Here is a 23055-nt window from a genome sequence, read left to right as displayed (position 1 = left end):
CCCGCCAGGGGAAACACCGGTTTTCTGACGAACAGTCCGAATGGAGCGTTCAATTGTTCAGCAGAAAATGGGCCCGGGCCACGGCCACCGGTTTGGAGCGATCGTCCTGCCAGGCCTCGATCAGCACATGGGCGACCCGTTTGCCCTGCTTGGTGATCTCGCACTGGGCGAACAGGGTCTGCGGCCGGCCCGGACGCAGATAGTCCAGCGAGAAGTCGACGATTTTCGGCGCCTCCAGCGATTCGCGGTTCCACATCAGGTGTATCATCGCCGCGCTTTCCATGAAGCCGCCTATCAGGCCGCCATGCAGCGCCGGCAGCGTGGTGTTGCCGACATTGCGCTCGAGGAAGGGCAATTCGAAGCGCAATTCGCCGTCCTCGTCCTCGGCCATCACCGTGCCCATCAGCTTGACGTAGGGCAGCGCGGCCACGATCTCGGCATAGGCCTTGCGATCGCGCAGCTCGGCGAAGCGTTGCATGAACTCGCTCATCGCCCGCCCTCCTGCACCATCGGGGTGCGGCTCGATTCGCGCATGAAGGTGGCGACGCCGTGAGCGATCGGATCGGACGGATCGTCGTGATAGCACACCGCGCGGGTGAAGGCGATCTGGCTGGCCAGCCGGTAGCATTCCGCGGTGCAGCGTATGGCCTTGCCCGGCGTCGCCGACTTCAGATAGTCGATGCGCAGATCCAGCGTGGCTATGGTTTCCGCGCCCGGCAGCTGGGCGGTGACGGCGATGGCGCTGCAGGTGTCCACCAGCGAGGTGATCACCCCGCCGTGCAGAATGCCGGTGGCCGGATTGCCGACCAGATCCTCCCGCCAGGCCAGCTGCAAGGTGGGCTTGCGCCCCTCGGTGCCGACGTATTCGAAGCCCAGCGTGGCGCAGTGCGGAAAGGAGACGAAGAGCTGGCTCATCGTCTCCAGCACCCGTGGATTGGCGGGAGTCGGGATCATTACGCCTCGCCCTGCTCCGGCGCGGCGTCGCTGTCGCCGTCCTCGCATTCGACTTCGGCTTCCGCTTCGGACTCGGCGACGATCTCCAGGCCGATCAGCTTCTCGCCGTCGTCCAGGTTGATCAGGCGCACGCCCTGGGCCGAACGACCGGTCTCGCGCACTTCCGCCACCTTGGTGCGGATCAGCACGCCGCCGGTGGTGATCAGCATGATGTCGTCGGTTTCCTCCACCAGGCTGGCCGCCACCAGCTTCAGGCCGGTCTTGTCGGTCAGGTCCATCGCGATCACGCCCTGGGTGCCGCGGCTGGTGCGGCGGAAATCGCCGACGCAAGTGCGCTTGCCGTAGCCTCCGTCGCTGGCGGTCAGCACCATCTGGTCTTCGGAATTGGTCACCAGCAGGGAAATCAGCTTCTGGCCTTCGCCCAGCTTCATGCCGCGCACGCCGCGGGAGGTGCGGCCCATCGGACGCACCTGGCTTTCGCTGAAACGCACCGACTTGCCGGCGTCGGAGAACAGCATCACCTGATCGCCCTCGACGGACTGGGCGTCTTCGATCAGCTCGCCTTCGATGATGGTTTCGTCTTCGGACACCACCTCATCTTCGTCATCGCCCTGACCCGCCACGCTCTTGCCGCAGGTCAGCGCCACGCCCACCAGATAGTTGCCCTCATCCAGGTTGATGGCGATGATGCCGGCCGCGCGCGGCTTGGAGAAGGCGCGCAGCGGCGTCTTCTTCACCGTGCCGTCGGCAGTGGCCATGAACACGTATTGGTCGTCGCGGAACTCCTTGACCGGCAGCAGCGCGTTGATCTTCTCGCCCTCTTCCAGCGGCAGCACGTTGACCATCGGCTTGCCGCGGCTCTGGCGGCCGCCCTGCGGCAGGTCGTAGACCTTGCGCCAGTAGCAGCGGCCGCGGCTGGAGAAGCACAGCACGTAGTCGTGGGTGTTGGCGACGAACAGCGTCTCGATGAAGTCGTTGTCCTTGGTGGCCGCCGCCTGTTTGCCGCGGCCGCCGCGGCGCTGGGCGCTGTAGTCGTCGATCGGCTGGGCCTTGATGTAGCCGCTGTGCGAAATCGTGACCACCATGTCCTGCGGGGTGATCAGGTCTTCGATATTGATGTCGCCGCCGTAAGGCTCGATTTCCGAGCGGCGCGCGTCGCCGAACTGGGCGCGGATGGCGCTCAGCTCGTCGCTGATGATCTGGTTGATGCGCTCCGGACGGGCCAGAATGTCCAGCAGGTCCTGGATCACGTCCATGATCTCGCGGTATTCGCCGACGATCTTGTCCTGTTCCAGGCCGGTCAGGCGCTGCAGGCGCATGTCCAGGATGGCCTGGGCCTGGGTGTCGGACAGGTGGTAGCCGTCGTCCTTCATGCCGAAGGCCGGGTCGATGTTCTCCGGACGCGCCTTGTCGCCCTCGACACGGGACAGCATCTCCTCGACCAGCGACGAGCGCCAGACGCGCGCCATCAACGCGGCCTTGGCCTGCGGCGGCGCCTCGGACGCCTTGATCAACGCGATGATTTCGTCGACGTTCGACAGCGCGACGGCCAGGCCTTCCAAGATATGACCGCGCTCGCGGGCCTTCTTCAGTTCGAAGATGGTGCGACGGGTCACCACCTCGCGGCGATGGCGCAGGAACTCGACCAGGATCTGCTTCAGGTTCAGCAGACGCGGTTGGCCGTCGACCAACGCCACCATATTCATGCCGAAGCTGTCCTGCAGCTGGGTCATCTTGAACAGGTGGTTCAGCACCACTTCCGGCATTTCGCCGCGCTTCAGCTCGATCACCACGCGCATGCCGGACTTGTCCGACTCGTCGCGCAGGTCGGAGATGCCCTCGATCTGCTTGTCGCGCACCAGCTCGCTGATGCGCTCCAGCAGGCGGGCCTTGTTCACCTGGTACGGAATCTCGTCGACGATGATCGCTTCGCGGTCGCCCTTGCCGATGGGTTCGACATGGGTGCGCGCGCGCATGATCACCCGGCCGCGACCGGTGCGGTAGCCTTCCTTGACGCCGGCGGTGCCGTAGATGATGCCGGCGGTCGGGAAGTCCGGCGCCGGGATGATGTCGATCAGCTCGTCTATCGTCAGCTCGCTGTTGGCCAGCAGCGCCAGGCAGGCGTCGACGACTTCGTTCAGATTGTGCGGCGGGATGTTGGTGGCCATGCCGACGGCGATGCCGGACGAGCCGTTGACCAGCAGGTTCGGGATCTTGGCCGGCAGGATCAGCGGCTCATGCTCGGAGCCGTCGTAGTTCGGGCCGAAATCCACGGTTTCCTTGTCGATGTCGGCCAGCAATTCGTGCGCGATGCGCGCCATGCGGATTTCGGTGTAACGCATCGCCGCGGCGTTGTCGCCGTCGACCGAGCCGAAGTTGCCCTGGCCGTCCACCAGCGGGTAGCGCAGCGAAAAGTCCTGGGCCATCCGCACGATGGTGTCGTACACCGCGGTATCGCCGTGGGGGTGGTATTTACCGATCACGTCGCCAACGATACGCGCCGACTTCTTGTATGCACGGTTCCAGTCGTTGGACAGCTCGTGCATGGCGAACAGCACCCGGCGGTGCACCGGCTTCAGGCCGTCGCGCACGTCAGGCAGCGCCCGACCCACGATCACGCTCATCGCGTAATCGAGGTAAGAACGGCGCATCTCCTCTTCGAGGCTGATTGGAATCGTTTCCTTGGCGAACAGGTTATCGGTCATAAGTGTCTTGATTCGTAAGGATGGATCCGGCCGTCGCGACGGGGGCCGTCGTCTGATCGACGATGGCGCGCTCCGTGGCGGCGGCCGAGCATGATGTGGCAATCCTTCATTCTACCATGAAAGGCCGGCCGCATGCCTGCCCGCCGGGCGGCGCGCGGCGGGGACTGGAGGCATAAAAAAAGGAGGGCCGAAGCCCTCCGCAAGTCTTGTAGCCAGGAGTGTTACAAGAAAACTCAGTTCCAGCCCTGCGGCAGTTTGTAGCCGGCGAATTTCTGCTTGGTGTAGGCCTTGAACGCCGGAGAGTTGTAGGCGGCGACCACGTCCTTGGCCCACGGCTTGGCGGCGTCCGCCGCGCGCACCACACCCCAGTTGACGTAGGCGTAGCTCTTCTCTTGGAAGACGGCGTCGGTCAGCTTGATGCCGGAGCTGGTGGCGTAGTTGCCGTTGATGACGGCGAAGTCCACGTCGCTGCGCGAGCGCGGCAGTTGGGCGGCTTCCAACTGAACGATCTTCACCTTCTTGATATTGACGGCGATGTCGCGCTCGGAGGCGGTCAGCGGGTTGACGCCGGGCTTCAGCTTCACCCAGCCCAGATCGCTCAGCATCACCAGCGCGCGGGCGAAATTGGACGGATCGTTAGGCGCGGCCACGGTCACGCCCGGCTTGACGTCCTTCAGCGACTTCAGCTTGCCCGGGTAGACGCCCAGCGGCGCGGTCGGCACCTGGAAGGCCTCCTTCAGCGACAGCTTGTGCTCCTTGGCGAAGTTGTCGAGGTAGGGCTTGTGCTGGAACACGTTGACGTCCAGCGAGCCTTCCTGCAGCGCCAGGTTCGGACGCACGTAGTCGGTGAATTCCACCAGCTTGACGGCGTAGCCCTGCTTTTCCAGGATGGGCTTGATCGACTGCTTCACCATGTCGCCGAAGTCGCCGACGGTGGTGCCGATGACGATTTCCTTCTTGGCCGGATCGGCGGCCAGCGCCTGGCCTGCGAGGGCCAGGCCCACGATGGATGCTGCAACTGCCTTGATGACGAATCTACGCATTACTTTCTCCTTTAAATTCTGCGCGTCTTGAAAATCAGCGTTTGTCCAGTTTGGCCGCCAGGCGGTTGCCCAGTAGCTGGATGATCTGCACCAGCACCACCAGCAGCACCACCATTGCCACCATCACGTCGGTCTGGAAACGGTAGTAGCCGTAGCGGATGGCCAGGTCGCCGATGCCGCCGCCGCCGACCACGCCCGCCACCGCGGTGTAGCTGAGAAAGCTGATGGTCAGGATGGTCAGGCCGGAGATCAGGCCGGCGCGGGCCTCGTTGACCAGCACCTTGAAGATGATCTGCATCGGACTCGCGCCCATCGCCTCGGCCGCCTCCACCACGCCGCGCGGAATCTCGCGCAGCGTCTGCTCCACCAGGCGGGCGAAGTACGGAATCGCGGCGAAGGACAGCGGCACCGACGCGGCCACCGGGCCGATGGTGCTGCCCACCAGGGCGCGGGTCAGCGGAATCAACACCACCATCAGGATGATGAAGGGGAAGGAGCGCACCAGATTGACCAGCCAGCTGAGCACGCCGTTGACGGCGCGGTTGGCGAACATCTGGCCTGGCTGGGACAGATAGAGGATCACGCCCAGCGGGCCGCCGAACAGGATGGCTGCCGCGAGGCCGACGCCCAGCATTACGCCGGTTTCCTGGACGGCCTGCAGAATTTCCGGGCCCATCGACTGCAGGTTCTGCAGCGCTTCGTTCAAGGTTGCGGCATCCATTACGCGGCCTCCAGCAGCGAGCGGGCCAGGTCGGAGCCGGCCTCCACTTCGCGATTGTTCACATCGACGACTTCGACCACCCGCCCCTGGTCCAGCACGGCGGCGCGGTGGCAGATGCTGCGCACCACGTGCATCTCGTGGGTGACGATCACCACGGTGACGCCGAAGCGGGCATTGATGTCCTGCAGGCAATCGAGGATGGACTGGGTGGTTTTCGGATCCAGCGCCGAGGTCGGCTCGTCGGCCAGGATCACGTGCGGTCGCGGCGCCAATGCGCGGGCGATGCCGACGCGCTGCTTCTGGCCGCCGGACAACTGGGCCGGGTAATGATCGGCGCGATCCTCGAGACCGACGACAGCCAGGCACTCGGCGACGCGCTTTTCGATGTCGGCCTTGCTCCAGCCTGCGATTTCCAGCGGGAAGGCCACATTGCCGGCGACGGTCCGGTTGGCCAGCAGATTGAACTGCTGGAACACCATGCCGATGTTTTGGCGCGCGGCGCGCAGTTGTTTCGGAGACAGGCTGGTCAGATCCTGACCGTCTACGATGACCGCGCCGGCGTCCGGGCGCTCCAGCAGATTGATCAGGCGCAGCAAGGTCGATTTACCGGCGCCGGAGAAGCCGATCAGGCCGAAGACTTCGCCCGCCTTGACGGTGAGCGAGGTTTCCGCGACGGCGTCGAACCAGCCGCCGTCCGGGCGGCGAAATCGTTTGTGGACATTTTGCAGATGAATCATTCCAAACACTCCCAAAAGCATAAAACCCACCGATTGCTGCGGCGGGCTTTGGCTGTGGAAATCTTCGGAATGTCCGGGAGATTAGATGTAGACAGATTCGGTGATGCTGGGTCTGTCTACCCACGCTTTAGCTGTTTTACGCCCGCAAGCTGTGTTCAAATCGGCGATAAATTTGATTGAGATTGAACATGCTTTTTCGCTTAGCGTCAACCACCTTGTTAAAAATTATATGAAACTGTCGCCATATTGCAAAAAATGCTTTGCAATATGAAATTCAGTTCTTTTCTTAGAATTTTTAGTTTCTATTTGAACCGCACCAGCCCTACAGCGGACTCAGCTGGGCGCACAGCGGCAGGTGGTCGGACAGCACCGACCACGGTTTGCCCGACAACACCCGCGCCGACTCCACCCGCAAGCCGCGCACATAGATGCGGTCCAGCGCCAGCATCGGCATCCGCGCCGGAAAACTTTGCGCGTGGCTGCCGCGCGTCTCCAAAAACACCTCCTGCAAGCCTAGCTCGCGCCGCAGCAGCATGCTGGCCTCGCCGCGCCAGTCGTTGAAATCGCCGGCCAGGATCAGCGGCGTGTGTTCGGCTATCGCCTCCTGCACATAGCGCGCCAGGCCGCGGTACTGCTTGCGCCTGTCATAGGCCAGCAAATTGAAGTGGCCGCATAGCGCCACCACCGGCTGCGGCCAGCCGTCCGGCTGCAACTGGCACTGCAACACGCCCCGGCTCTCGAATCGGTTGACCGAAATATCGCGATTGCACCAGTGGCTGACATGAAAGCGGGTCAGCAAGGCATTGCCGTGGTGGCCGTGTTCGTAACTGGCGTTCAGCCCGTACACCGCTCGATGCGCCAGCCGGCTGGCCAGGAAATCGTGCTGAGGCTGCGTCGGCCAGCGTTGATGACGCAGCGCCCGCTCCAAGTTCTTGCCCTGCACTTCCTGCAGAAACAGCATGTCCGGCGCCAGGCCGGCCAATGCATCAGCCATATCGTCCACACGCAGATGGCGGTTCAGCGGGGACATGCCTTTGTGGATGTTGTAGGTTATGACGGAGATTGAATTCATTTGAAAATCAATATCTTGACCGTTTTCTCTTGTCAGGAGGAGGCAGGCTTGCGTTTAAAGCGGCTGGCAAAAATCACGATGTCGCGCTGCGCCGACTCGCCTGCGCGCCCTGCCTCAGACATGAAACCGGGCCTGTCAGCCATTCTTAAGCATACACCTCGCGCAGCCTTGCCATCAGCCGGCGGCCAGAACAAAAAAAGCCCGGCACAAGGCCGGGCAATCCGTTGGAGAAGACAGTGACGTGAACACGTCACATCCGTAGCTTGTGCCATGATTGATATACCATACCGGGATGATGAGGATATTCAGAATATTCCTATGTAAAGCCCGGAGCGGGCACGCCGATGGCGATAGCGGAGCAGTGCCAGGCTCTTCCGGAGTGGCGCAGCGCCCTCGCCTTCCTTCCCGCTTGAGGCGATTGGCGCATCGATCGCAATACTGGGCCTGACGCAAGATATTGGCATCAGACTCTTAGAACCTGTTCACGATCTGCGGCAGCGGCCACCTCTGTCGGATGCGGGGCGCCCAAAGCGGCCCACCGCAATGTCATTCACAGCAAGGGGCGTTTGACAAAGCCATGCGTCGGCAGAAAACGGCCCTGAAGGGCAGCCCAGCCAGGCGGCCATCTGCCGTTGGGCTGGGCCTTGGAATGAGCAAGACCTGCCCCCTCCGCCTTGCATCTGGTCGTCTGGCTGGGCTGCGCTGCTCGAAAAAAGATCGTGAACAGGTTCTTAAACCGTACATGCATTTGCCTGCGCCATCAGGCAGAATGCTTTCGTCATCGCAAAGGCAAGGAGGTTCCGCATGCACTCTTCAGAAATGGAACTGTCCGTACTGAAGAAGATCCAGTCCAAGGACTTGTGGTGTGTCTCATGGCAGCCTGAGCGGACAGAACTGAGCGTCGAGCTTCTTTCCCGGTGCATAGACTTCAACCGCGGAGTCTTCAATCGCCGCCAGCAGGCCGAGAAGCATGGCGGCAGAGCGATCTTGTTCATCGGCACGCAGGCCGATTGCAAGCTGTTCGCTGAAATTGTTCAGGAAGCGCTGCAGCACGATCTGCAGTTGAAGGATATGGACAGGTCCGCCGATGATCAGGCTGGTTGAGTGGCGCCCCCTCCTGCATGGCTCCCGGCGGCGTTCCCTGCCGTCCCCGGCTAAAGCCAGCCGCTTGCTGCGCGTGGCCGGGCTTGCCCGATCATTTATGCGCGTCCGCGTCGTAGAATTTTGATCAGCGCATCCCGTATTTTCGGCCGCGAGGCCTCGGTCTGGTAAGTCATATGGCCGCCTTCGAACACCGTAGTCCGCACCCGTTTTTGATCCAGGCTGGGGTCCTGCAGCGACAGGACGGCCGAGTAGAGCGGCACGTCGAAGTCGTAATAGCCGCTGATAGACAGCAGCCTTGTTTCTGGCTGGGGCGATCGCTTCGGAATAACCGCGTCCCGGCGGATCGAGAAATACCAGATCACTTCGGTCCAAAAGGCCGGGTTTTGCTTAACAGGGCATGACGGCTTACCGCCGCCGTCTCCGTCGCGGAGTGCTGTGGCAGCGACGCGTCGGCATCGTTTGAGTAAAGCGCCGGATCGAAAAAGTCAACCGTCATTTCCATTCCCCTTGAATTCCAGATCATCAGGCAGGCGATGTCGCCGGCGAAGGCCCGAGAGTCGCATATGCATGCTAGGCGGCAGCCACGGCCTGTCGCCGTCCTCGCCCTCCCGATTCGGAGCAGTCCGATCCAGGTGGCTCCGCATAGGATTCGGCTGAAAAAAACCGTTCCGGCATTCACCGTCCAATCGGTCAGTTAGCGTCGATGCATTCAGGATGACGATTGATTGGGGGTGCTTTATGGCGATGTAGTTTCAATTTGGCCGGATATGCCGGCCGGCCATTGAAGTGCAAACCATTTGCCGGCGGAGCGCGCGCGATATGCCCGCCGCGAATTCGAGTCGGGAGCGGATGATCAAGCGGGAAGGCATCACATCGCCGTGTCCTGTGATCCGTTCCATATATACGCATGGAGTGCTACAGGTATGTCTTTGAAATTTAAAAAAACAGCAATTTATCTGGCGTTGGCATTATCGCCATTGTCTGCCGTGGCTGCGCTTGGGGGAAATGCCCAAAGCATCGAGCAGGATTTCTCCGCCCTGCGGGGGCATGGAGCGGCCAGCTCCGTCCAGGGGAAAAAGGACGCGACCCAGCAAGCGACCCAGCAGACGGTCGATGCCTCGCCGAGCGGGCGCAATTACCAAGTGAAGAAGTTCATCACCAAAAACGGTACCGAGGTGCGCGAGTATCTGCATAAGGACGTCGTATTCGGCGTGGCCTGGACCGGTCCGGTGATTCCGGATCTGCGGCAGCTGTTCGGCTTCGCCAATTACACCACTTACCGAAATGCGCTTCAGTCGCAAGACCCTGTCCAGCGCTCGCGACGGGTGTCGTCGATCTCGACATCGACGCTGGTCGTCGACTCCTTCGGCAAAGTGCCGCACTTCTCGGGCCAAGCCTATATTCCGCAGCGAGTGCCGGCAGGCGTCGCCATCAGCGATATTCAATGAAAGGGATGATCATGCGCCACATTACCCTCGCCGCCTTGCTTGCGGCCGGCGGCCTGGCTTCCGCCCATGCCGGCGTCCCTCACCCGGCCAATGTGTTGCCGATGACTGTGCAGCACAGCGATACCTTCCCCCTCGTCAATATCCCGATGGTCAGCATCACCTTGTGCGCGCCAGGCCATACCGACGCCGCTTATTGCCAAACCATCCCGAACATTCTGGTGGACACCGGCGCCGCCGGCCTGCGCATCGTCTCCTCGGTACTGAAGCCGGGCCTGCGCAAGACCCTGGTGCCGGAAACGCATCAGGGCAAGCCCGTCGCCGAGTGTCTGCAGTATGTTTCCAGTGCCGTCTGGGGCAAAGTGTCGAAAGCCGACGTTTGGCTCGGCACCGATCCGACCCAGGGCAAGACGCTCAATCCCCAGTACGGGAAGAGCGTCCCGTTCCAAGTGATCGGCGATGACGACATACCGGCCGCCCCCAAAGACTGCGCATCGACTGGACCCGTTATGGACTCGGTAGAAGATTTCGGCGCCAACGGCACCATAGGGGTGCAGCCTAGCATTCTGGACGGCAATCCTCTGTACTACACCTGCAACGCCGCCACCTGCGAAGAAGCGAGCGTAGGCAAGGAGTTGATGGTTCCCAACCCGGTAAGCCTGCTGCCCAGCGACAATAACGGCGTCATCCTGCAACTCGACCCGCTCCATGCCGACAATAAGCAGGAAACCGTCAGCGGCAAGCTGATTCTGGGCATAGGCACCGAGGATAACAACAAGCTGGCGCCGAATACCAGGATCGCTTACGTAACGCCGGACGAGATGGGGATGAGCAGCATCAAGCTGCAGGTGGGCGCGAACGAGGCATCGACCTTCGTTGGCAAGGATTATTACGACGCCTTCGACAGCGGAACGAATGCCTTGCGCTTCCCCAGCCTGCAGGGATTGTCGACGGTCTATCCTCACGAATGGTGGTACAACCCACCGAAGTCGGAAGTCGTGTCGATGACGTTTACCGACACCAAGGGCACGGCCACCTCGAGCTCGTTCACCGTCGCGCCGACCGTGCCGGCCGATTTCACGAAATACGCGGTCTTGAGTCAGCTGGGCGGTCACGACAAAAAGAATGTGCTGATCGGCCTGCCCTATTTCTATGGCAAGACGCTGTATTTCGCGATGGACGGGGCGAAAGTGCCGGCGGCGGACGGAAAGAGCGTTCTGACCGGACCGTTCAACGGACTGTAGCGAGACCTGTGCCCGGCTGGCTGCGTTGCTTGCGGCCGGGCGCTTTCTCGCCGCGCCACGGGGCGCCTGGTTCGGCGTGTCAGCGGCTTATCGGTTGGCCCTCTTCCCTGTGCAGGCTTTTCCGCATCCGGTGCAGACCCAGCGCGACAAGCAGAGCCAGCGTCGGCACTGCGGCCGCGATGGCGACCTCGGGGTTCAAAGGCACGCCGGCGGCCTTGGCCCCCTTGAACAGATAGGCGAGCAATCCTGCGGCGTAATAGGTGATGGCGGCGATGGACAGACCCTCCACCGCCTGTTGCAGCCTTAGCTGCGTCGCGGCCCTACGCTCCATCGAGGCGAGCAGCTCCTGGTTCTGCCGTTCGCGGCGAATGTCGACCCTGGTGCGCAACAAGGCTGTGGCGCGATTGACCCGCTCCGCCAGCTCGCGTTGCCGCACGGCCACCGCGCGGCAGGTGTCCATCGCCGGCGCCAGCCGCCTTTCGATGAATTGCTGGAACGGCTGAAGACCCTGGATGCGCCGCTCGCGCAGCTCGGCGATGCGGTTGCGCGCTATGTCGTAATAGGCCTGGGAGGCGCTGAGCCTGTGGTCGGTGCGGGAAAGCGCGCTTTCGACTGCGCCGGCCAGCTCGGTCAGTCTATGCAGTTGCTGGGCCTCGTTGTCGGCATTGGCCGCTGACATCGCGCCGGTCAGCTCGGCCAGCTCCTCGTCCACCTTGGCCAGTTCTGGTCCTATGGTCTTGGCCACCGGCAACGCCAGCAGCGCCAGCATCCGGTAGGTTTCCAGCTCAAGCACCCGCTGCAACATGCGGCCGGCCTGGCGCCGGCCCATATAATAGTCGACCAGCACATAACGGGAGAAACCGTCGGCGTGAATGCGCAAATCGGTGTAAGCGCGGCCGGCGCCGTCGCCGATTTCCGCGCCGACCAGCTCGTATCCGCCAAAATACTGCACCGCCAGATCTTCGGCGAGAAGCGGCAGGGTCGCGGGAGTCAGCAGCATGGTATGGGCGGCTACCAGCACATTGCCGGGCAGCCAGGCCACCCAGTCGGCCGGCAACTCTCGCAAGGCCGGTTCGGCGAAGGGCCGGGACTCCGCTCCGTCGGCGATAATGGTCAACGAGGAAAACTCGCCATGCCTTTCCCAGCGTATGCTGCCGAAACCCGTTTCCAGTAGCAGCTGTCCGTCGTCCAGCGGCGGGCAGGCCTGCTTCAGCTGGGCCGCCAGCTCCCGGTACAACCAGTTTTCCCTCTCCCGGCTGATGTGGCGATGCAGGTAGGCGATGTAGCTGGCGCGCATGCCGACAGCCAGCTGCAGCTGCGTGCGTGGACGGGCTTCCCGGTTCAGTTGCCGGCGTTGCGGATGCTCGTTCAGGCGGATATCTTCGGTATCCGCCGTCTGGGAAATGGTCATGACGTGGCCTCCCGGGCAAGACAGTGTCAGCATAGTGCGTCAAATGCTGCATTGCAACATTCGTCCGATGCCCATCAGCTGCCCTGCTCGTCACTTGATGGCCATGCCATCCCGGCTTCGAACTCCGCAATCCCAGGTTGACTCGATGCGCGGACATAGAGTCGGCTACTGGAACGGCGACGCAGACGACGGTTTGGCTTGCGGCTGGCTCATCTTGAAGCGCAAATTCCTCACCTTGCCGGGCACATCGCTTATGTCGCTGAGCACCCGGTACTGAATGCCGCCAGGCGCGGCAATACCTTCATTCGCAGGCAACGGCACTGCCGGTCCCGCAGTGATGGTATAACTGCTAGAATCGACCGCGGTAAATACGCCACTGAACTGCTGCTTGAATTTGCGTTTGGCGATGAGGTTCAGGAAATACTCTGTTCCTGAATGTGAATATTCGTCCAGCACCCACGGCCAGTCCCAGGGCGAGGTTTCCGGATTATGATATTGCGACAATAAATCTTGTCCTGCATTCAGACCGTCTCGGCCACCGAATTTTCCCAGATAGAATGGGCGATCTGTCGGATGGCCATTTAAGGCATTGCCGCTGTAGCGGAGAAAGTTATACAACTCCACATCATAAATCATGAACATCTTTGAGGTATACGGTATATCTGCTTTCTGCTCGTACAGTGTCAGTGTGATCAAACGCTTGGTCCTGGAAGGCAGTTTTGCACGGTACTCGGCGCTTTGCCCGATAGCGGTGTTAGTGCCATTGGTGGTTGTCCAGTCAGCGCCGGCTTCGATCGCCACTTCCACCGCGGCTTCCGTGCCGCCGATCAGCGGCAAGCCGGCACTCCATTTATTAGTCAGTGTGACCTTGCCGTTGACGCTGGTTTTGTCGGCTTTGGACCAACTGATCATCGATTCGTATCTCAAAGTGGCTACGCCCTCGTCGTCCGATTTGCCATAGTTTTCCAGCAATATATTAATGGTTTTGATCGGTTTCTTGCTGTACAACTGCGGCTCCTCCAACTTCACATCATCTGGCATGCTTTTCCATTGAATATTGAGAAATGCTATGCGGAAACGTTTGTCTGCCCAATAACCGTCCGCGGCCGGACCGTTGGGGTCATATTTGCTATTTAGCATATAACGATATCCAGTTGCCGGAGTACGCAAGTCGTCCAACTGGGTGTCGATTCTTCGATATTCAAACTGGCGATCTTCATACGTATTCGGATGGGTATTGCCGCCTACATAGGCATAGCCTAGGTAATACGCGATTTCTGCCCATGGACTGTGAAATCGATAGTCGGTGATGATCTTGCGGATGGTGGACTCATTATCAACCGACTGCTCAGTATACAGCACGTCGGGTTCTATCTCGATAACACCCTCGCTCCAGGCATAAGAATAGTTAAGGAAAAAAACGCAGTAATTGAAGTAATGGATTTGGCTAATTTCATGGCTGATTGTCCTTCATTAAATCAATAAGATGGCGTTGAAATGGAAAACTGCCACGCTTATGCGTGCGGAATGGCAAGCGTGCAGATTCATTGACGCACCATTTGCTAGAATGGCGATGCCGGGGATGGCGTCGACAGCGGCTTTTTCAGCATGAAACGCAGGTTTTTCACACTGCCGGGCACATCGCTGATATCGCTCAGCACCCGGTACTGGATCCCATTTTTCGTTTGTGCTCTGAGCGAGGTCGATAGCGGCACTGGCGGCCCGGCAGTAATGGTGTAACCAGTGGAGTCAACCGCAGTAAACGTGCCCTTGAATTGCTGTTTGAATTTGGGCGAACTGATGGTTCCGATGACGTAGCGGACATAATCTAGCGTGTAGCGATTTTTCATCCATAACCAGTCCCATTCAGAGCTGGCCGGAGTTCGGTATTGAGACAGCAGGTCCTGCGTGGCATTCAAGCCATCGCGGCCACCAAATTGGGTAAGATGAAAAGGCCTGTCGGTCGGATGCGTATTAAGGGCGTTGCCGCTATAGCGAAGGAAATTGTACAACTCCGCCTCATAGCTCATATACATTGTCGAGGTGTAGGGGATATTGGCCTTTTCCTCGTATAGGGTCAGCGTGATCAAACGCTTGGTCTTGGCGGGCAGCTGTGCTTGGTACTCGGCGCTTTGCGAGATTGTAGTGGTGGTGCCGTTGGTGGTGGTCCAGTCGGCACCGGATTCGATTTCCACCGCCACTGACGCATTAGTGCCGGCGAGCAGAGGCAGACTGGCATTCCATGTATTGGTCAACGTGACTTTTCCCGTGACAGCGATCTTGTCAGCCTTGGACCAGCTGGTCATCGATTCGTATTTCAGATTGGCCACGCCGGCGTCTTCCGTGTCTCCGTGGTTTTCCAATAGTACATTGACAGTCTTGATCGGCCTCTTGTTATACAGCTCTGGGGTTTTTAGTTGAATTTCTCCTGGAGCGGTTTTCCATTGGATGTTGGAAAACGCCATGCGGAGGCGCTTGTCTGCCCAGTAACCTTCAGGGCCGTTGGGGTCATATTTCCCAATCAACATGTAACGGTATTTGGTATCAGGCGTGGATAAATCATCAAGCTTGGTGTTTATTCTGCGATATTCAAACTCATTGCCAACTTCGGTATTTTGGTTGGTATTGCCGCTTGACCAAGCATAGCCCATGATATTTGCTAAGTTAGCCCATGGTTTTAAAAAGGAGTCGTGCGTAACAATCTTTTGAATGGTGGACTCATTATCTACGGCGGGTTCAGTAAATACCACATCATCGTACTGAGGAATCTCGTCTGAGCCCCAGGCGTAAGATTGCGAAATGACAAGAGATATCACAGACGAGATAATATTTATGGCTAGCTTCATGTCATATGTCTTTCATGAAATTAGATAAATAAACTGGAGTGGTTCTTTGCATGCTATTTCATAGAAATCGATCTATGTTGGCGGCAAGAGCCCTGCTGCCTTGGCGAAATTGACAAAGCCTTGAGATGCTTTTCGGTGCCTACCTAGACGGGTCTTGGCCGGGGGGCCAGCTTTTTCTGGAGCCACAGCATCCGGATTATTAATTCGGCAGTAATAATCCGTACAGATTGTATACTTCCGGCATGGAAAAAATCGATGTGCGCAAGCTTGAACTGGCCGCCCGTGAGCAGCTGAGGCGTACCGCTATCCGGATGTACAAGCGAGGCCGGTCTCAAGCCAGTATTGCCGAAGAACTCGGGCTGCGCCGCCCCACCATTTCCGCCTGGGTGGTGCGTGAGGCAGCACTAGGTGCGCAGGGATTCAAAGAACAGAAGCGCGGTCGCGCCGAAGGCACCGGCCGTCGGCTGACCGAGGCGCAGGAAGCCCGGATCAAGCAGGACATCGTGGATCGCACGCCAGACCAGATGAAGCTGAGGTTTGCCCTGTGGAGTGCTCAGGCGGTCAAGGCTGTAATCAAGCAGATGTTTCTGATCGATCTGCCGATCCGTACTGTCCGTCTGTACTTGGCCCGCTGGGGCTTTACGCCGCAGCGCCCGCTCAAACGCGCTTATGAGCAGCGACCGGCAGCAGTCGAGAAATGGCTCAAGGAGGAATACCCGGCTATCGTCGCGCGTGCCAAAGCGGAAATGGCTGAAATCAGCTGGGGCGACGAATCGGCGGTGTCGAGTGTTGAGCACTTTCCGCGTGGCTACGCCCCAAAAGGCCAAACCCCAGTTCTGGTGTTATCCCAATCGAAAAGAGCGCGCATCAACTTGATTTCGGCCATTACCAACCAAGGCAAGATGCGCTTCATGCTGTACCGGGAGACCTTGACGGCCCGGGTGCTGATCAAGTTTCTGATGCGGCTGATCCGTGATGCTGGCGGCAAGAAGGTGTTCTTGATCCTCGACAACTTGCGCGTGCATCACAGCAAGCTGGTGCAAGCATGGTTGGAGGAGGAAGAGAACAAGAAGGCGATTGAGTTGTTCTTCCTGCCCAGCTACTCACCGGAACTGAACCCGGATGAATACTTGAACGGCGACCTGAAGGCCAGAATGAGCGCAGGTGAGCCGGTTCGATCAGACGGTCAACTTCAAGGGAAAGTGCTGTCCCATTTACGCTCATTGCAGAAGCAGCCGGCCAGAATCCGGTCGTACTTCCGGCATGAAAAAATCCGCTACGCGGCATGAGCTTTCTGTACGGTATTTGACTGCCGGATTAATAGTCTGCTTCCCGTCGACATCGAACATGGCGGCGCCGGCGTAACCGCACGCCGCGCTTCGATACTGCGTCTGGGCCGGGCAGTAGACGCTGGCCATGGTATTCGGCACGGTCTTGCCCTCCAGATCGAGCGCGCTCACCAGCTCGAACTGCAGCACCGTACCGTCATCTTGCGTGCGGCGGTTGATGAACCAGATCTCCTGCTGATGGAACTCAGGTGTGCCGGCCAGCGTGCCACCATCAAGGAACTTGGCGTAGGTCACCATGCGCGTCACCTGCCAGCCTGCAAGGCCTTTGAACTGCCGAACCAGCTGCGTGAAAATGCCGTAGATCGGCCCGTTGGCACCCATCACCACATTGGCTATGGAAAGCGTGGGGCGCGGCGCACTCCCCTGTACCGTTTTCTCGAACCCCTGCGCCTGGATAGCCCAGGGCTGATACTGCTGACCCATGAAGCTGATCGGGTTGGTATTGGCGTCCGTGCCGGCCGGCGTGAAGTACTGCACCGGGTATGGCGTGCCGGGCGGCGGCGCCAATTGAAAAAGCTCCACCCTCGCATCAAGGATGAAGCCTTGGACATCCTGCTGGATTTGCATTTCACACTCCCAAGTCAAACACCTGCTCAAACGTGCACGTCAGCGACACAGCTCCCGCAACTGGGTCCGTTCGCTTCCATGGCTTCTGGCAGATCACCTTGACCTTAATGCCGTCAGCTCCCGCAAACCAGAACCAGGACACGCCGCGCTGCTTCGTCAGGAAGGCATCGATAGCGGTAATCTCGGCCGGAGTCCGATTGTTGAATGCCAGGTTGAACGTGTCGACCAGACTGTTGATTCCGGCCGGCGCCCGCTGGCTGTACCCGTCGCCAAACTTGGAAACCGTCACCGCCGGCGCGGTTTCGGTCTCCATGTTCACCGAAGGCGTCCAAGTGAAAACGTCAGCCACTATGCGTTCCTCGCGTTGTAAATCATCCCGCCAGGGCGCAACTCTGCGGCAATGCCTTGCTTCACTATCCCCTTCATCGCCTCAGCCATGCCCGCCATCATCGCACTGCCCTGGGCATCCCCTTGCGTCTGCTTGCCGCCGGCATCCTGATAGATCACCGTCTGATTGATCATCATGTCACCACCGCCCGAACCTCCGGACGCTCGCACGCCCAGCCGCCCATCGGATCCGCGCGTCAGCGGCATCACAGCCTCCGGGCCAGCTTCGCCCAGAACGCCGAGGCCGCCGGCGTGTGCAAACCCGGTTGGCCGGTCGAACACGCCGCCATTTGCAAAGAATTGCACACCGCGCGACCATGCCCCACCGTCGGCCTGGGCGGTCCAAGTCGGCGTGCCGACCTCAACCGGCGCAGCAGATTGCGTCGGCACCATGCCAGAGAAGAAGCCTACCGCCTGCGTTAGCAAACCGGCGGCAGCCTTCGCCACCATGATCTTTTCGATCTCCTGCAGAATCGCCGCCGCGAAACTCTTCCAGCCCAGCTTGCCGGTCTCGAAAAACTGAGTCAGCGTCGATTCCATGCTGGGGCGTGTACTGAATTTTGTGTAAACGGACATTTGGCAGGAAACTGCCACCTAGTCTGGAGACACAATGAGCTCGAAGAAACACGACGTACCTGACACACTACTGGACAGCTTGCTGGCCAATTACCAGAAGCCCGAAGACCTCATCGGCGAGAACGGCTTGCTCAAACAGCTCACCAAGCTGCTGGTCGAGAAAGCACTGGATGCCGAGATGGCCGCACACCTTGGCCATAGCAAACACGAGCCGGTGCTCAATCCCTCCGGTAACACCCGGAATGGCAAGAGCCGAAAGACCCTCAAGGGCGAGTTCGGTGAATTGCCTATCGAGGTACCACGCGACCGCCAGGGTACCTTTGAGCCGCAACTCATTCCCAAGCACCAGACCCGCTGGACCGGATTCGACGACAAAGTCATCTCGCTTTACGCCCGGGGGATGACTGTTCGGGAAATTCAGGCCCATCTGGAAGAAATGTATGGCACAGAGGTCTCACCCAGCCTGATCTCCTCCATCACGGATTCCGTCACCGAAGAGGTCAAAGCTTGGCAGGCTCGCCCTCTCGATTCGGTTTATCCAATCATCTACCTCGACTGCATCCACGTGAAGGTACGTGAGGGGGCTGTACGCGTAAAAGCCGTCTATCTCGCCATCGGCGTTACCCTGGCTGGAGAGAAGGAGGTGCTGGGGATGTGGCTGGCGCAGACGGAGGGAGCCAAGTTCTGGCTTCAGGTCGTGACCGAACTGCGTAACCGGGGCGTACAGGACATCTTTATCGCCTGCGTCGATGGCCTGAAGGGCTTCCCGGAGGCTATCGAGGCGGTCTTCCCGAAAGCAGCCGTGCAGTTGTGCATCGTACACATGGTGCGACACAGCCTGAACTACGTGTCGTGGAAGCGGCGTGCTGAAGTAGCCGCCGACCTGAAACGAATCTACCAATCGGCCACCCTCGACGAAGCTGAGCAGCGGCTAGGTGAGTTTGAGGCCAAGTGGGATGATGAGTATTTGCCGATTGGTCAGTCCTGGCGGCGCAACTGGGCTCGGTTAACGCCATTCTTCGACTACCCGCCGGAGATCAGGAAAGTGATCTACACCACCAATGCCATCGAGTCGGTGAATATGAGTCTGCGAAAGCTGACCAAGAATCGGGGCTCGTTCCCGAGTGATGAGGCGTTGCTGAAACTGTTCTATCTGGCGCTGAGGAACATCAGTCAGAAGTGGACCATGCCGATTCGGGATTGGAAGGCAGCTGACTCGCTTTACCATTCAGTTCGAGGAACGCATTCCACAGGCGTAACCCAAACCCCGTTTACACAAAAATTCGGACAGGCTTGGCCGATAGGCTCACCACTCTTTGCAACACGTGAAATAGATTTCCAAACTGCCGTCCGGCATCTTCCCGTATCATCCCAGCTGTTCCCGGTTATCACGGTACTACCTGGTGGATTTATCCCTCACCCCCTCACCTGAACGCCCGCGCGGGGCCCGTCCCCGCGCCCCTCCCTCCCCGCCGGCCTTCGCCCTGCAAGCTCGCTTTCCGCAAAAAAAACCGCTCCCCCGGGAATATTCGTCCCCGCCGCCTCGTATACCCTGATGGGAGCACGATCCGATGTCCTGTTCCTTCGCCAATCCGATCCGTGGCCAAGCCCGGATCGACACCTCGAATCACAGTGGAAGCGAACATGCAAAAAATCACCTTATTGGCCGCCTCGCTATTGTGGGCCGTTGCCTGGTCGGCCGCGGCCCAGCCCTTCGACGCCGACATCCGCAACAATACGCTGGCGGTGAGCCCGAACGAGCGCATCGCGGTGGCGGGCAATAGCCAGACCGCCGAGCTCAAGGTATACGATCTGGCCCGAGGCAGGCTCGCGGCCACGCTTCCCGGCTTCATCACGCCGCGCAACATCGTTTTCTCGCCGGACGGGCAGCACATTTACGTGACGGACAGCAGCAAAGGCGTGCTGGAGCGCTGGAATGCCGGCACACTGCAGCTGGAGGCCAGCCTGGCCTTGGGTCCGGGCGCGTTCGGCAGCGCCATCGACCGCTCGGGCTCCCGCCTGTATGTGAACAACCAGGCGGCCAACACCGTCAGCGTGGTGGACCTGGCCGACTGGCGGGTGCTCAAGGTGATCACCGGTTTCTCCGGCCCGCGCCAAGGCGTCAAGCTGTCGCCCGACGGCGCCGATCTCTATGTCACCAATTTCCGCAGCGACAAGCTGAGCGTGGTGGACACGGCGACGCTGACGCTGCGCCGGGAGATCGGCGGTTTCGACAAGATACGCGCCATCTCGGTGTCCGCCGACGGCGGCACCCTGTATGCGGCCAACAGCGGCGCCGACACCCTGGCCAGGGTGGACACGAAAACGGGCCGCATCACCGCCGCCGTGCCGGTGGGCCGCGAGCCCTACGGCGCCGCCTTGCGGCCGGACGGCAAGGCCTTGTACGCGGGCAATCTGAAAAGCGGTTCGCTCACCGAAGTCACGCTGCCGGACTTCAAGCCCGCGGCCGAGATCGGCGGCCTGTCCGGCCCTCGCCAGGCCATCAGTTTCAGCCGCGACAGCCGCAAGGCCTGGGTGCTGAACGACGATCTGAGCGTGGCGGAGCTGGATCTGGCGACGCGCGGCATCGTCCGGGAGATCAAGCCATCGGCCCACTGAATCCGGAGCGCCAGTTTCATCAGCTCCTGCTGGACAACCTGGACCGGCTGCGCCGCTACGCGCGCGTGCTGGAGCGGGACCCGGCCGCCGCGGACGATCTGGTGCAGGACACGCTGGAACGGGCCTGGCGCAACTGGCGGCAGTGGCGGTCCGGATCGGACATCCGCCCCTGGTTGTTCAGCATCCTGCACAACCGGCATGTCGATCACGTCCGACGCGCAAGGCAGGCGACCGAACTGTCCGATGCGGAATGGGAAAGGCTGGCCGTGCCGCCCGGCCACGAGCGCGAGTCGCGCCTGCGGGATCTCGGCCGCATCCTGACCCGATTGCCGGATGAGCAAAGAGAGGTGCTTCTGCTGGTGGTGGTGGAGGAAATGCGCTATCAGGACGTGGCCAGCATGCTCGGCGTGCCGGCGGGGACCGTGATGTCGCGCCTGCACCGGGGGCGGGAGGGATTGCGCCGATTGATGACTGAACAGGGAGGCATGGAGCCATGACAGAACCGAACGCCGATAAGCTGCAAGCCTATCTCGATGGAGAGTTGACCGCGCGCGAGGCGGAAGAGATGGAAGCCTGGCTGGCGCGGCATCCGCAAACCGCGCGGCAACTGGATCAATGGCGGCGCCAAGACGAGGCGCTGCGAGAACTCTGGGCCTTGCCCGAGCGCGAGCCCGTGCCGAGTCGCTTGCTGGCCGCCGCCAGACCGCCCGCGCGACGCGCGGCGCCGGCCTGGTGGCGCCAGGGCATGGCCGCCGGCCTGGTGTTCGCGCTGGGCGTCGGAGGCGGCTGGTATGGACAAGGCGCCTACCAGGCCAGCCGCCCCGCCGTGGCGGAAAGCGGCCAGGCTGACAGCCTGCCGCGGCAAGCCGCGATGGCCCACGTGGTCTACAGCCCCGACATCCAGCGACCGGTCGAGATCGGCGCCGACCAGGAAGCGCAGATGGTCTCCTGGCTTTCCCGGCGCATGCAAAGCCAGATCAAGCCGCCGCGCCTGGCCCAGGCCGGCTACGAGCTGATAGGCGGGCGGCTGCTGCCAGGCGAGCAGGGCCCTGTCGCTCAGTTCATGTACCACGACGCGTCCGGGCTGCGCGTGACCCTGTACGTGGCGAACGGCGTCAGACCGCGGGCGGAACAGGGATTCCACTTCGCCAGCCAGGGACCGGTCAATGTCTATTACTGGTGGAGCCAGGGCCAGGGATACGCGCTGTCGGCAGGCATGCCGCGAGAACAGCTGTCCGCGCTGGCCCAGCTGGCGCAACGCCAGTTGAGCGACGGTTGAGCGACGCGCCCATTCCGTCAGCCTGCGGAAATGGGCGCGCGCCGTCACCTCATCCGCGCAGCCCCTCTCCCGCAGATGTCGCGCCCGAAAGGCTGTGCTAAGCTGCCCCATCTGCAACGCATCGCCACGCGACACCGAATGAAACTGAAATTCAGCAAGATGCACGGCCTGGGCAACGACTTCATGGTCGTCGACGGCGTGCGCCAGTCGGTCTCCCTCTCGCCGGAGCAGATCCGCCGGCTCGGCAACCGCCAGCTCGGCATAGGCTTCGACCAGCTGCTGCTGGTGGAGCCGGCGCGCGAGGCCGGTCACGACTTCCGCTACCGCATCTTCAACAACGACGGCGGCGAGGTCGAGCAATGCGGCAACGGCGCGCGCTGCTTCGCCCGCTTCGTCCGCGACGAGGCGCTGACCGGCAAGGACCGCATCCTGGTGGAAACCGCCCGCGGCGTGATCGCGCCGGAATACCTCGGCGACGGCCTGGTCCGGGTCGACATGGGCGTGCCCCGCTTCGCGCCGGCCGACCTGCCCTTCCTGGCCGACGCCGAAGCCCTGTCCTATCCGCTGCCGCTCGGCGAGCGCAGCGTCGTCGTCAGCATCGCCTCGATGGGCAATCCGCACGCGGTGCAGCTGGTGGACGACATCGACGCCGCGCCGGTCGCCGAGATCGGCCCCCGGATCGAAGGCCACCCGGCCTTCCCGCAGCGGGTCAACGCCGGCTTCATGCAGATCGTCAACCGCGGCGAGATCCGGCTGCGCGTCTACGAGCGCGGCGCCGGCGAAACGCTGGCCTGCGGCACCGGCGCCTGCGCGGCCGCGGTCTGCGGCATCCGCCTGGGCCTGCTGGACGCGCGCGTCGTGGTCCACGCCCGCGGCGGCGACATCGTGATCGAATGGGCCGGCGAAGGCAGCCCGGTGATCATGACCGGCCCGACGGCCACCGTTTTCCGCGGCGAAATCGAACTTTAGGCCCGTCGGCGACACCAACGGGTTTCC

The 23055-nt window shown here is 61.0% G+C and carries 22 protein-coding genes and 1 pseudogene; 9 read left to right on the top strand and 14 right to left on the bottom strand.

The features are described 5' to 3' along the window. Positions 1-49 precede the first annotated feature (49 nt). The 7 genes from CXB49_RS09345 to CXB49_RS09315 all read right to left on the bottom strand — a co-directional run bounded on the left by CXB49_RS09345 (position 50) and on the right by CXB49_RS09315 (position 7232). On the bottom strand, positions 50-490 hold the full coding sequence (locus tag CXB49_RS09345; RefSeq protein ID WP_101708146.1) for a PaaI family thioesterase: 441 nt from the start codon (positions 488-490) through the stop codon (positions 50-52). Continuing rightward, entirely contained in the window at positions 487-954 is a 468-nt protein-coding gene (locus CXB49_RS09340) for a PaaI family thioesterase (protein WP_101708145.1), read from the bottom strand. Before CXB49_RS09340 ends, CXB49_RS09345 begins: the two co-directional genes overlap by 4 nt. Then, positions 954-3659: a DNA gyrase subunit A gene (gene gyrA / locus CXB49_RS09335; protein ID WP_101708144.1), complete on the bottom strand. Its 2706-nt coding sequence runs from the start codon at positions 3657-3659 to the stop codon at positions 954-956. The genes CXB49_RS09340 and gyrA overlap by 1 nt, the downstream gene beginning before the upstream one ends. Before the next feature lie 233 nt (positions 3660-3892). After that, entirely contained in the window at positions 3893-4702 is an 810-nt protein-coding gene (locus tag CXB49_RS09330) for a MetQ/NlpA family ABC transporter substrate-binding protein (protein WP_101708143.1), read from the bottom strand. Between the two features lie 34 nt (positions 4703-4736). After that, positions 4737-5423 carry a methionine ABC transporter permease gene (locus tag CXB49_RS09325; RefSeq protein ID WP_101708142.1) on the bottom strand — a complete coding sequence of 229 codons (687 nt, stop codon included), beginning with the start codon at positions 5421-5423 and terminating at the stop codon, positions 4737-4739. Next, entirely contained in the window at positions 5423-6160 is a 738-nt protein-coding gene (locus CXB49_RS09320; protein WP_101708141.1) for a methionine ABC transporter ATP-binding protein, read from the bottom strand. Before CXB49_RS09320 ends, CXB49_RS09325 begins: the two co-directional genes overlap by 1 nt. Before the next feature lie 322 nt (positions 6161-6482). Further along, positions 6483-7232, bottom strand: coding sequence for an endonuclease/exonuclease/phosphatase family protein (locus CXB49_RS09315; RefSeq protein WP_101708140.1), 750 nt, complete (start codon positions 7230-7232; stop codon positions 6483-6485). Positions 7233-8036: 804 nt separating this feature from the next. On the opposite strand from CXB49_RS09315, the gene CXB49_RS09310 reads away from it, so the two are divergent. Next, positions 8037-8336, top strand: coding sequence for a hypothetical protein (locus CXB49_RS09310; protein ID WP_158300703.1), 300 nt, complete (start codon positions 8037-8039; stop codon positions 8334-8336). 95 nt (positions 8337-8431) lie between these two features. Here CXB49_RS09310 and CXB49_RS09305 read toward each other — a convergent pair whose 3' ends face one another. Further along, positions 8432-8698: a hypothetical protein gene (locus CXB49_RS09305; protein ID WP_101708138.1), complete on the bottom strand. Its 267-nt coding sequence runs from the start codon at positions 8696-8698 to the stop codon at positions 8432-8434. Between the two features lie 561 nt (positions 8699-9259). Between CXB49_RS09305 and CXB49_RS09300 the strand changes: the two genes are divergently transcribed. Continuing rightward, on the top strand, positions 9260-9784 hold the full coding sequence (locus tag CXB49_RS09300; RefSeq protein ID WP_101708137.1) for a DUF2844 domain-containing protein: 525 nt from the start codon (positions 9260-9262) through the stop codon (positions 9782-9784). A gap of 11 nt (positions 9785-9795) precedes the next feature. Further along, positions 9796-11025 (top strand): DUF3443 family protein, encoded by a 1230-nt coding sequence (locus tag CXB49_RS09295; protein WP_158300702.1) that lies wholly within the window; start codon positions 9796-9798, stop codon positions 11023-11025. Positions 11026-11104: 79 nt separating this feature from the next. Here CXB49_RS09295 and CXB49_RS09290 read toward each other — a convergent pair whose 3' ends face one another. The 3 genes from CXB49_RS09290 to CXB49_RS09280 form a co-directional block, all read right to left on the bottom strand. After that, positions 11105-12436, bottom strand: coding sequence for a DUF3422 family protein (locus CXB49_RS09290; protein WP_158300701.1), 1332 nt, complete (start codon positions 12434-12436; stop codon positions 11105-11107). A gap of 165 nt (positions 12437-12601) precedes the next feature. Then, a complete protein-coding gene (locus tag CXB49_RS09285; RefSeq protein ID WP_158300700.1) occupies positions 12602-13798 on the bottom strand; it encodes an aerolysin family beta-barrel pore-forming toxin in 1197 nt (398 codons plus the stop codon). A gap of 200 nt (positions 13799-13998) precedes the next feature. Then, a complete protein-coding gene (locus CXB49_RS09280; RefSeq protein WP_101708133.1) occupies positions 13999-15282 on the bottom strand; it encodes an aerolysin family beta-barrel pore-forming toxin in 1284 nt (427 codons plus the stop codon). A 242-nt stretch (positions 15283-15524) separates the two neighbouring features. On the opposite strand from CXB49_RS09280, the gene CXB49_RS09275 reads away from it, so the two are divergent. Beyond that, a complete protein-coding gene (locus tag CXB49_RS09275) occupies positions 15525-16571 on the top strand; it encodes an IS630 family transposase (RefSeq protein ID WP_101706528.1) in 1047 nt (348 codons plus the stop codon). Here the strand turns inward: CXB49_RS09275 and CXB49_RS09270 are convergent. Genes CXB49_RS09270 through CXB49_RS09260 form a run of 3 tightly spaced genes read right to left on the bottom strand, consistent with a single transcriptional unit; the run spans position 16503 to position 18125 of the window. Next, the gene (locus CXB49_RS09270; RefSeq protein WP_101708132.1) at positions 16503-17198 is read right to left on the bottom strand and encodes a phage minor tail protein L; all 696 of its coding nucleotides are present in this window, start codon (positions 17196-17198) and stop codon (positions 16503-16505) included. The genes CXB49_RS09275 and CXB49_RS09270 overlap by 69 nt on opposite strands. Position 17199: 1 nt before the next feature. Continuing rightward, entirely contained in the window at positions 17200-17547 is a 348-nt protein-coding gene (locus CXB49_RS09265; RefSeq protein WP_101708131.1) for a phage tail protein, read from the bottom strand. Further along, positions 17547-18125, bottom strand: coding sequence for a phage tail tape measure C-terminal domain-containing protein (locus tag CXB49_RS09260; RefSeq protein ID WP_158300699.1), 579 nt, complete (start codon positions 18123-18125; stop codon positions 17547-17549). The genes CXB49_RS09265 and CXB49_RS09260 overlap by 1 nt, the downstream gene beginning before the upstream one ends. A 70-nt stretch (positions 18126-18195) precedes the next feature. Here CXB49_RS09260 and CXB49_RS09255 point away from each other — a divergent pair. From CXB49_RS09255 to dapF, 5 genes and pseudogenes are all read left to right on the top strand, one after another. Further along, positions 18196-19420, top strand: a pseudogene (locus tag CXB49_RS09255) (IS256 family transposase). Positions 19421-19805: 385 nt separating this feature from the next. Further along, complete coding sequence (locus CXB49_RS09250) at positions 19806-20780, top strand: YncE family protein (protein WP_101708129.1); 975 nt, start codon at positions 19806-19808, stop codon at positions 20778-20780. After that, complete coding sequence (locus CXB49_RS09245; protein WP_369826575.1) at positions 20768-21277, top strand: sigma-70 family RNA polymerase sigma factor; 510 nt, start codon at positions 20768-20770, stop codon at positions 21275-21277. The genes CXB49_RS09250 and CXB49_RS09245 overlap by 13 nt, the downstream gene beginning before the upstream one ends. Further along, entirely contained in the window at positions 21274-22059 is a 786-nt protein-coding gene (locus CXB49_RS09240; RefSeq protein WP_101708127.1) for an anti-sigma factor, read from the top strand. The genes CXB49_RS09245 and CXB49_RS09240 overlap by 4 nt, the downstream gene beginning before the upstream one ends. A 138-nt stretch (positions 22060-22197) precedes the next feature. After that, positions 22198-23028, top strand: a complete 831-nt coding sequence (dapF, locus tag CXB49_RS09235; RefSeq protein ID WP_101708126.1) for a diaminopimelate epimerase — start codon at positions 22198-22200, stop codon at positions 23026-23028. Positions 23029-23055: the final 27 nt, after the last annotated feature.

Source organism: Chromobacterium sp. ATCC 53434 (assembly GCF_002848345.1).
In the GTDB taxonomy this organism is placed as follows: domain Bacteria; phylum Pseudomonadota; class Gammaproteobacteria; order Burkholderiales; family Chromobacteriaceae; genus Chromobacterium.
The sequence above is the reverse complement of the archived record's forward strand: the minus strand, read 5'-3'. Positions and strand labels throughout refer to the sequence as shown.